General features: G+C 64.1%; 12 protein-coding genes and 1 pseudogene. 7 read left to right on the top strand and 6 right to left on the bottom strand.

Annotation, left to right across the window (positions count from 1 at the left end):
• Positions 1 to 146 precede the first annotated feature (146 nt).
• Genes B3361_RS06460 through B3361_RS06435 form a run of 6 tightly spaced genes read right to left on the bottom strand, consistent with a single transcriptional unit; the run spans position 147 to position 3,987 of the window.
• Positions 147 to 1,049: a CBASS oligonucleotide cyclase gene (locus tag B3361_RS06460; protein WP_003153640.1), complete on the bottom strand. Its 903-nt coding sequence runs from the start codon at positions 1,047 to 1,049 to the stop codon at positions 147 to 149.
• The gene (gene cap7 / locus B3361_RS06455; protein ID WP_003090159.1) at positions 1,049 to 1,549 is read right to left on the bottom strand and encodes a type III CBASS phage resistance system CD-NTase-associated protein Cap7; all 501 of its coding nucleotides are present in this window, start codon (positions 1,547 to 1,549) and stop codon (positions 1,049 to 1,051) included. The genes B3361_RS06460 and cap7 overlap by 1 nt, the downstream gene beginning before the upstream one ends.
• The gene (cap8, locus tag B3361_RS06450) at positions 1,546 to 2,016 is read right to left on the bottom strand and encodes a type III CBASS phage resistance system CD-NTase-associated protein Cap8 (protein ID WP_003153638.1); all 471 of its coding nucleotides are present in this window, start codon (positions 2,014 to 2,016) and stop codon (positions 1,546 to 1,548) included. Before cap8 ends, cap7 begins: the two co-directional genes overlap by 4 nt.
• A complete protein-coding gene (locus B3361_RS06445) occupies positions 2,013 to 2,927 on the bottom strand; it encodes an AAA family ATPase (RefSeq protein WP_003050256.1) in 915 nt (304 codons plus the stop codon). Before B3361_RS06445 ends, cap8 begins: the two co-directional genes overlap by 4 nt.
• 17 nt (positions 2,928 to 2,944) lie before the next feature.
• Positions 2,945 to 3,520, bottom strand: a complete 576-nt coding sequence (locus B3361_RS06440) for a PIN domain-containing protein (RefSeq protein WP_003153636.1) — start codon at positions 3,518 to 3,520, stop codon at positions 2,945 to 2,947.
• Positions 3,517 to 3,987 carry a helix-turn-helix domain-containing protein gene (locus tag B3361_RS06435; RefSeq protein WP_003050245.1) on the bottom strand — a complete coding sequence of 157 codons (471 nt, stop codon included), beginning with the start codon at positions 3,985 to 3,987 and terminating at the stop codon, positions 3,517 to 3,519. Before B3361_RS06435 ends, B3361_RS06440 begins: the two co-directional genes overlap by 4 nt.
• A 203-nt stretch (positions 3,988 to 4,190) precedes the next feature.
• Here B3361_RS06435 and B3361_RS06430 point away from each other — a divergent pair, with 203 nt between their 5' ends.
• The 7 genes and pseudogenes from B3361_RS06430 to B3361_RS06400 all read left to right on the top strand — a co-directional run.
• On the top strand, positions 4,191 to 4,574 hold the full coding sequence (locus B3361_RS06430; RefSeq protein WP_003090167.1) for an RAQPRD family integrative conjugative element protein: 384 nt from the start codon (positions 4,191 to 4,193) through the stop codon (positions 4,572 to 4,574).
• The gene (locus B3361_RS06425; protein ID WP_003050225.1) at positions 4,571 to 4,804 is read left to right on the top strand and encodes a TIGR03758 family integrating conjugative element protein; all 234 of its coding nucleotides are present in this window, start codon (positions 4,571 to 4,573) and stop codon (positions 4,802 to 4,804) included. The genes B3361_RS06430 and B3361_RS06425 overlap by 4 nt, the downstream gene beginning before the upstream one ends.
• Before the next feature lie 16 nt (positions 4,805 to 4,820).
• Entirely contained in the window at positions 4,821 to 5,180 is a 360-nt protein-coding gene (locus B3361_RS06420; RefSeq protein WP_003153634.1) for a TIGR03745 family integrating conjugative element membrane protein, read from the top strand.
• A 12-nt stretch (positions 5,181 to 5,192) separates the two neighbouring features.
• Positions 5,193 to 5,603 carry a TIGR03750 family conjugal transfer protein gene (locus tag B3361_RS06415; RefSeq protein ID WP_003821108.1) on the top strand — a complete coding sequence of 137 codons (411 nt, stop codon included), beginning with the start codon at positions 5,193 to 5,195 and terminating at the stop codon, positions 5,601 to 5,603.
• A complete protein-coding gene (locus tag B3361_RS06410; RefSeq protein ID WP_012614071.1) occupies positions 5,600 to 6,292 on the top strand; it encodes a PFL_4703 family integrating conjugative element protein in 693 nt (230 codons plus the stop codon). The genes B3361_RS06415 and B3361_RS06410 overlap by 4 nt, the downstream gene beginning before the upstream one ends.
• Positions 6,289 to 7,200 carry a TIGR03749 family integrating conjugative element protein gene (locus B3361_RS06405; protein WP_286920146.1) on the top strand — a complete coding sequence of 304 codons (912 nt, stop codon included), beginning with the start codon at positions 6,289 to 6,291 and terminating at the stop codon, positions 7,198 to 7,200. Before B3361_RS06410 ends, B3361_RS06405 begins: the two co-directional genes overlap by 4 nt.
• Positions 7,190 to 7,762: pseudogene (locus B3361_RS06400) on the top strand (TIGR03752 family integrating conjugative element protein); the annotation flags it as partial. The gene B3361_RS06405 and the pseudogene B3361_RS06400, both read left to right, overlap by 11 nt.

Here is a 7,762-nt window from a genome sequence, read left to right as displayed (position 1 = left end):
ATCCCCCTTCGTACCCGGGTGACCGAAGGTCTTGCGTACTACGGACAAGCGCTGCTGGATGTCCTCATGCAGGGACGACAGGAGCTGGGAAAGCGACCACTGGGACATGCTGTACCTCGATGGGACGTGTATGGAAGCCGATGGAATCAGGACAGTGGGAACTTGGGGCCAAACAGTGCGCGCCAGGCGCGAAGCGCTTCGATATTGCGACCACGACGCGCGTGGTCGATGGCGATGCTTGCGTCTTGGCTCGCCTGGAACAGCAGCTGCTGCGCGCGCTGCTTGCGCGCGGCATCCATATCGTTGCTGATCGCCGGGCCAAGTCCGGCGGGATCCGGCCACTCGTCATGAACTCGATCGGCAAGCGTGGCAAAGAACGACTGGATCTCGCGATCGAACGATCCTCCCCAGCCGCCGTAAAGACACTCAAGGGCCATTACCTCGATCAGGAACGAGGGCTTCACCGGCTTCAGATCGCCGTGCTTGGGATTGTTGTTCCAGTACTTCACCATGCGCACGAGACCTTTCCACTCATTGCCATAGGCTTGGTGCGCTGCGGTCGCCTTGTCCTTATGGATCTCCGGGTCCGTCTTGATCCACTTTCCGGACGCCGTATCGGGGATCTCATACTGGTCGCCGGTATCGAATGCGGGCACCGCATCCACGCTGACCACCCGGTAGTCCGTGTTGTCCTCCGCGTCGATGTGAACACCGAAATCCACGTTGATCGAGCGCGCCTGTTTGCGCACGGCCGCCGAACCGTATTTCTCCACCAATGCAGAGTGGAAATCATCCAGCACTACCGATGCGGCCTTGCCGTGGTAATGCTTCTCCGAGTCCTTCAGCACGAAGAAGATGTCGATATCCTTGAGCGGCTTCGTCTTCGTGTATCGAGCATAGGAACCGGTCAGGAAGCTGCGCGCAATGCCGAACTTGGTCTGCAGGTAGTCCCGCACTTCGTTCTGGCGTTGCGAGGCATTCTTCTGTTCGCGTTCGTTGAGTTCCAGACGCGACTTGAACTTGCGAAAAGCTTCATCGATCGACAGCATCAGCGTTGCCTCCAATATCCGGCCTGACCCGCCAGGCCGCTGTGTTCGACAGTCGAGCCTAGGCTCTGCTTGACCATTCCATCCGTCGAGCGATAACTTCCTTTGCTCCATCCCTCCACATCAGGTCGCCCTGGCTTTGTATCGAGCATTAACTTGTACTTGGCCTGCGATGGCAGCAGCCCAGCTTTCTTGATCGCGTACTTCAACTGCTCGGTATCTGTCCAGAAGCTGCCGTCGCCATCGGACCACCCATACACGATGTCGATATCCCATCGGGTCACGAGCTTGTCGGTTGCCGGGTTGTAGATCTCCAGAATCACCTTGCGCAGATCACCGGTCCCGAGCCACGTCTTGATGGCTCGGGTATTGCTCTCCCAGCGATCCGCAAAGTGCTCAGGGTCCAGCCCACTGAGCAGGATGATGTCTTTCAAGCTCTTGAGGATGTTGTCGGTCACATAGGTAACCGAGTGCGTGTACGAGTAGGTGGCGACGGTGCTCATGACTTGAGGAAACCTCCGAGGTCGAGCGACAGCGCTTGCCCAGCATCGGCCTGCGCCTGCGTGGCAATTCCTTGGCTCAAGTCCCGTGCAATGATGCGAGAACTGTGCTTTTTGAGCGCGCTTTGCACCCAGCCGAGCTGCTCCTTCGGACACGGCAGCGAGACTCCCCAGTCTCCCTTCAACGGCTCGAACCCCAAGACTTCTTCGTTGGCATCATCACCATAGATCGCGTCTTCGTCGAAGAGGCAGTAGATCCTGGTCCGTGGTCCATCGCATGTCGCAACGATGGGCGCGCTCTTGGGTGCCTGGTCGGCGATCAAGCTGGCGGCCACGCCCGTCACGGCCCTGAGTTCAGAGCGAGCCGTGCCGTCCTTGCCCTGAGTGAGCAGTTCGACAATGGCATCCCATGTCTGCAACGCATCGCGGTGCGGCGAGCTGCGAAACGTCCGGCTGACAACGGTGGTCATTTTTGCTTCCCTCCTTGAAGGCGCATTTGCTTTGCCTGTCGTATCGCACTGCGCAAGTGCTCTACGGAAAGCTTGTTCGGATCGATAGCCACTTGCGGGTCGGCCGCGAGGGCGTTGGCTACGACCTTGCGAATGGCCCGACCATCCAATCCGACGCACTCGCCAGCGCACGCGTCGAACTGGTGAGCCGAGGAAAGCTTGCCAATCCCCGGAAATGTCTTTGCCAGGCCATTCAGGCAGTCCACTAGGATCTGCTTGCAGGCATCCTTGCCGGGCAGTGGCACCTCCATCACCATGTCGCAACGAGATAGGAAGGCACTGTCGACGGCCTGTGGGAAGTTGCTGGTGGCCACGAACAGCAGATGCGGGTTGCGTTCGGCCAACATGTCCAACTGCACCAACACCGCGTCGGTGGCCCGGTGCACATCAACCGGGTTGGCTTCCAGGCTGAGCTTCGCTCGATCAGCCGCAAGCGTTTCGACCTCGTCCAGAAGGACGATCGTCGGGCCCGCCGCTGCGGATTCTGCGATCGATTGCGAGAACAGGTCTGCCACGGCGCGTTGAGTCTTTCCCATTGCAGAGCTCGTCAGCGTGTGAGGCTCCACTTCCAGCAATCGAAACTTCGCAGAAGAAAAAGATTCGGCCACACGATGCGCCAAGCCCCGTGCCAAGGAGGTCTTCCCAGTCCCCGGCGGGCCGACCAACAAGATCACGCCGTGCAGGGGGAGTACCGTGCGCTCCACCTTGGGGCGCACCGTGAAGTTGACGATCGCTTGTGACAGCAACTGTTTTTTGATGGCTTCGTCCATCACGATCGAATCCCACAAGTCACCCAGCGACTTATCCGGCAGCTTCCAGCTTCGATGGATGCCTTTCGGCAAAGTGGCGTCTGATGAAGGATTCTTGGTCATCCGTGGCTCTCGGCGGGTCAGAGAATGGTGCGATAGGTCGCCAGCACCTTGGTCGTTTGCACAAGGCCTTGGCGCAGCAGGATTTCGAGATAGCGGTCCACATCGATCGGCGGATGCTTGAGTTGGGCACGCTGGCGCTGCGCAGCCGACACTACGGCGGCCGCATCCAGATCCAGCAGGTTGTCCACAAACTCATCGGGGTGCTGCGATTCGATGCCGTACGGAGCCAGCAGATCGTTCGGGAAATCACGTTCGTTGAACGTCACAATCACGCTCGCACCGCAGCGAATCGCCGCAGCCAGGACGTGCCGATCGTTCGGATCGGGTAATGTCAGGCCTGCCACGAGCGCTTCGTAGCCCTCCACCAAGCCGTCCGGAATGGCCCTGTCCATGAGATCCGACGTCCTGTCGACCTGAACCCGGGTGAGATCGGGGCGGTTGATCAACAGATTGCGTTTCCACTCCTCATGAATGGCTTGGCTCCACCGCGCCCGGAAGCGGCCAGACAGGCCGAGCCACATCAGGAAATCCCGCAGTGGCGCGGGATATAGAACGCACGCGTCGTAGACGGCGGTGAATGGGGAATGCCTCATTCGTATCCCATTCCCAACTCTTGCGACTGCTGAGCGAGTTCGGCCATCGCCTGCTCACTGGCGCGCTCGCGCGCTTCCTTGTACTGCATCAGATCGGCGAACCTCACCCTGCGGTGCTTGCCGGTGCGATGAAATGCCAACACCCCATCTTCTAGCAGCTTGACGAAATGGGGACGGGACACGTTGAGCAAGTCCGCCGCCTCTTGGGTCGTCAGCTCTGCATGGACGGGCACCACCTTTACTGCATTGCCATCGGCCAACTCGGCCAGGATGTCGACCAGCAGGCGTAAAGCCGAGGTAGGCAGTTCCACCTGATGAGCCTGTTTGTGGTCATCAAAGATCTGGATGTGCTGCGTCTCGAACTGGGTTGCGAGGTAAGCCGCCAAGGCACGTTGACCCTGGACGGCTGCCTTAACCTCTCCCGCGGCGGGAAGGGTCATCTTGGATTGGGCAGTGGCGGTGGTCATGGGTAGCTCCTAAGCGAAAACGGTTGCAGAGCCGATCATATTCGAAACACTCGAAAAACGCAATAATCGAAACTCCACCCGGGCTTTTGTAGGTTCGCTCGCGGTATGCCCAATCCGGTCGTCCGCCAGTTCCTATTGTTTGCGGCCTAAAACAGCCCTGATCTCCACGATCACCCCATTGCTGATCACACAGGAATGGCGCGATGGTGGCTTCGATCTGGCTGCGCGCCGCGCATCGCGGCGTGCCCACTTTTCTCGTGACGGCCCTCCTGCTGGGTCAGTCCCAGATGGCCTTGGCCGAGTCTCCGGCACAGCGCCAGGAGCTGGTCGCCGCACTGCGCCAGCTCGACGCGCTGGAGCGCACCGTCGCGGACAGCGCCGCGCATGCCCCCATCCAGCCGGGCGAGCGCTACCACTTCGACTACCCGCGGCTGCTGGCTGACCTGGCGCGCGTTCGCGCCGGCATCCAGTTTCACCTGACGCCATCGCGCGCTCAGCCGCGCGACCCCTCCGAACTGGCCGGCGACTACCGCACCGAGCGGGCGGCCGAGCCGCTGCCGGCGACGACTGCGGGGGGCAAGCAATGAACGGCGCCCAGGTCTCGGCATTTCAAGCCAACAGCGGCATCGCGCCTTCCGCAATGGCGACCGTCCTGGTCGGCGTCGTGTTCGCGGTCCTGCTCGTGTGGGGCGTCTGGGCCATCCGAACGGCCTACGTGGGGTGGTCCGAGAGCCGCCTCAACCAGCGCCAGTTCCTCGGCGTCTGCATCCGCTTCGTCGCGATGTACCTCGTCCTGAGTTTCTTCCTTCTGTCCTGACCTGAAAGGCCCGACCATGCACAACCGCATCCTCACTTCCCGTCTCGCCCAGCGCGCCGCCATGGCCCTGGGCGCCGCCGCGCTGCCCGCGCTGTCGTTCGCGCAAGGCCTGCCGCAGTTGGAGAACCCGACCCGCGGCACCGGCAACGGCATCATGGAAACGATCAGGAACTACGGCTACGACATCATCATGCTCGTAGCCCTCCTGGTCGTGGCGTCGATGTTCATCGGCGTCTGCTACCACGCCTACGGCACCTACGCGGAAATCCACACCGGCCGCAAGACCTGGGGCCAGTTTGGCCTCACCGTCGCGATCGGTGCCGTGCTGCTCGTGATCGGCATCTGGCTGCTCACCGAAGCCACCGGCATCCTGTAAGGCGAGGCCGGTATGTCCGAGCAGCAGCACGTCCGTGCGGACGGGACGGTCACGTTCCTTCCGCATCGGCTCAACCGCCACCCTGTTGTCGTGCGCGGCCTCACCGCCGACGAACTGTGGATCTGCTGCGGCCTGTCCGGCGCCGCCGGCCTGCTGGTCGGCGCGCCGCTGTCCTGGGTGTTCCGCACGATCGCCATCGCGCCGACGTTCGTCGTCCTGGGCGTGGCCCTGGGCGTCTTCATCGGCGGCGGCATCCTGCGCCGGCTCAAGCGCGGGCGCCCCGACACCTGGCTGTACCGGCAACTGCAATGGCGCATCGCCACGCGCCATCCACTGATGGCGGGATGGGTAGGCGGCCACGTGCTGATCTCGCGCTCCGGCTTCTGGTCCACCCGAAGGTCCGTTGCAAGGGGGGCACGATGAGCCGCTTCAAGAACGAGATCACCCACCTGCAGGCGCACATCAAGACCTTGCGCCTGGGCGCGGGCGCGCTGGTCATTGTCGCCCTGGTCATGGGCGGCGGCTGGTGGAGCGCGCCGCGCGACCTGACCATCCACGTCCCGCCCGACCTGCGCTCTGGCAGTACCCGCAAGTGGTGGGAAGTGCCGCCCGAATCGGTCTATGCGTTCACGTTCTACGTGTTCCAGACGCTGAACCGCTGGCCGACCAATGGCGAAGAAGACTACTCGCGCAACCTCCACACGCTCTCGCCGTACCTCACCCCGTCCTGCCAGGCCTTCCTTCGCGCGGACTACGACTACCGCCGCTCCACCGGCGAGCTACGCCAGCGCGTGCGCGGCATCTACGAGATTCCCGGCCGCGGCTATGGCGACGACCCCACGGCGCGCGTGCGCACCGTGTCCGATCGCGACTGGGTGGTGACGCTGGACATCACGGCGGACGAGTACTACGGCGCCGAGCAGGTCAAGCGCGCCCTGGTGCGTTATCCGATCAAGGTCACGCGGGTGGACGTCGATCCCGCCCGCAACCCGTTCGGCCTGGCGCTGGACTGCTACGAAGGCGCGCCCCAGCGCATCAGTGCACCGGAGCCGGCGCGCCCGGCGTCGAGTGGCCTGTCTCCGCAAGCGCCTCAAGGAGGAAACACCCCATGAAGCATCCTGTACTCGCGCTGCTGGGGCTACTGGCCGTGGCCGCGGCACCCGTCGCCCAGGCGGTGGAGATCCTGCGTTGGGAACGCATGCCACTGGCAGTGCCGCTGAAGGTCGGTCAGGAACGCATCGTGTTCATCGACCGGAACGTGCGCGTGGGCGTGCCCGCGGGCGTGGGCGAACGCCTGCGCGTGCAGAGTGCGGGTGGCGCGGTGTACCTGCGCGCCAGCGAGCCGATCGAGCCCACGCGGTTGCAACTGCAGGACGCCGACACGGGCGCGCTGATCCTGCTGGACATCGCAGCCGAACCGCCCAAGGACGGGGAAGCCGAGCTGGAGCCGGTGCGCATCGTCGAGGGTGACAGCGCACCGGGACGCTATGGCGAGCAGGCCGACAGTGCCGAGGCCCCGGCACGCGCCCAGGACCAGGCAGGTGCGCGGACCGCGCGGCGCGAAACTCCGGTCCCTGTCGTGCTGACGCGCTTCGCCGCGCAGAACCTCTACGCACCGCTGCGCACCGTCGAGCCGCTTCCGGGCGTCATGCGGGTCAACCTGCCCCGCGACCTCGACCTGGACACACTGATGCCAACGCTGCCGGTGCGCGCGGTCGCGCTCGCGTCGTGGCGCCTGGAAGACCAATGGGTGACTGCCGTGCGCCTTACCAACACCGGCGCCGACTGGGTCGCGCTCGACCCGCGCGTGCTGCAAGGCGATTTCCTCACCGCCACCTTCCAGCACGAGGCGCTGGGCCCGCGCGGCACGCCCGAGGACACGACCGTCCTCTACCTGGTCACGGGCGGCCGCGGCCTCGCGCAGTCGCTGCTGCCGGCGATTCACCGCTTCGACCCTGCCGTGCATCTGCCGCAGCCGGACGGCGACGAGAACGCCAAGGAGGCCCGCCATGCGCAGTAACGGCCTGCTCAAGTGGCTGATGATCCCTGTCGCCATCCTGGTGCTGTTCGTCGGTATCCGGCTGTTCTCGGGTGGAGGCAGCACGGCGCCACCCGCGGCGGACAACGGCGCCCAGCTCACGCCCGAGGAAATGAAGGCGCTGGGCATCGAAGGCGACACCCCGCGCGACACCGTGGCGACGCTCGTTGCCCAAGTGAAGCAGTTGCGCACCGAGCTTCAGACCGCGCTCTCGGACAACAAGTCGCAGCGTGAAGAGAACCAGCGACTGCGCCAGCGCGAGAACTCCATCGACCAGCGCATCAACTCGGCGCTCGAATCCGAGCGGTCCAACCTGCGCCGCGACCAGGAGCAGGCGGCCAGCGCGCGCCAGCAGACCGAAGGGCTGCTCGCCGACCTGCAGCGGCGCCTGGACAGCATCGGCGGGCGCGGCGGCGGCCATGCGGACCTGCCCGTGGGCCTGGGGCTGCAGGGCGGCGACGAGGCCGGCATGGAGGGCGGCGTGCGGTGGGTCGAGCCGGACGACGCAAAGCCCGCCGAGGGGCGCAACGGCGGTCGTGGCGCG

The organism is Pseudomonas sp. UBA6699 (assembly GCF_002454615.1).
Lineage (GTDB): Bacteria > Pseudomonadota > Gammaproteobacteria > Pseudomonadales > Pseudomonadaceae > Aquipseudomonas > Aquipseudomonas juntendi.
Note: the sequence above shows the minus strand (reverse complement) of the source record. Positions and strands in the feature narration are given on the sequence as shown.

Coding starts and splice junctions, on each gene's coding strand:
- B3361_RS06445 (WP_003050256.1), bottom strand. CDS start 2,927: ATGACCAAGAATCCTTCATCAGACGCCACTTTGCCGAAAGGCATCCAT.
- B3361_RS06425 (WP_003050225.1), top strand. CDS start 4,571: ATGAACGGCGCCCAGGTCTCGGCATTTCAAGCCAACAGCGGCATCGCG.
- cap7 (WP_003090159.1), bottom strand. CDS start 1,549: ATGAGCACCGTCGCCACCTACTCGTACACGCACTCGGTTACCTATGTG.
- B3361_RS06405 (WP_286920146.1), top strand. CDS start 6,289: ATGAAGCATCCTGTACTCGCGCTGCTGGGGCTACTGGCCGTGGCCGCG.
- B3361_RS06410 (WP_012614071.1), top strand. CDS start 5,600: ATGAGCCGCTTCAAGAACGAGATCACCCACCTGCAGGCGCACATCAAG.
- B3361_RS06435 (WP_003050245.1), bottom strand. CDS start 3,987: ATGACCACCGCCACTGCCCAATCCAAGATGACCCTTCCCGCCGCGGGA.
- B3361_RS06460 (WP_003153640.1), bottom strand. CDS start 1,049: ATGCTGTCGATCGATGAAGCTTTTCGCAAGTTCAAGTCGCGTCTGGAA.
- B3361_RS06415 (WP_003821108.1), top strand. CDS start 5,193: ATGTCCGAGCAGCAGCACGTCCGTGCGGACGGGACGGTCACGTTCCTT.
- cap8 (WP_003153638.1), bottom strand. CDS start 2,016: ATGACCACCGTTGTCAGCCGGACGTTTCGCAGCTCGCCGCACCGCGAT.
- B3361_RS06440 (WP_003153636.1), bottom strand. CDS start 3,520: ATGAGGCATTCCCCATTCACCGCCGTCTACGACGCGTGCGTTCTATAT.
- B3361_RS06430 (WP_003090167.1), top strand. CDS start 4,191: ATGGTGGCTTCGATCTGGCTGCGCGCCGCGCATCGCGGCGTGCCCACT.
- B3361_RS06420 (WP_003153634.1), top strand. CDS start 4,821: ATGCACAACCGCATCCTCACTTCCCGTCTCGCCCAGCGCGCCGCCATG.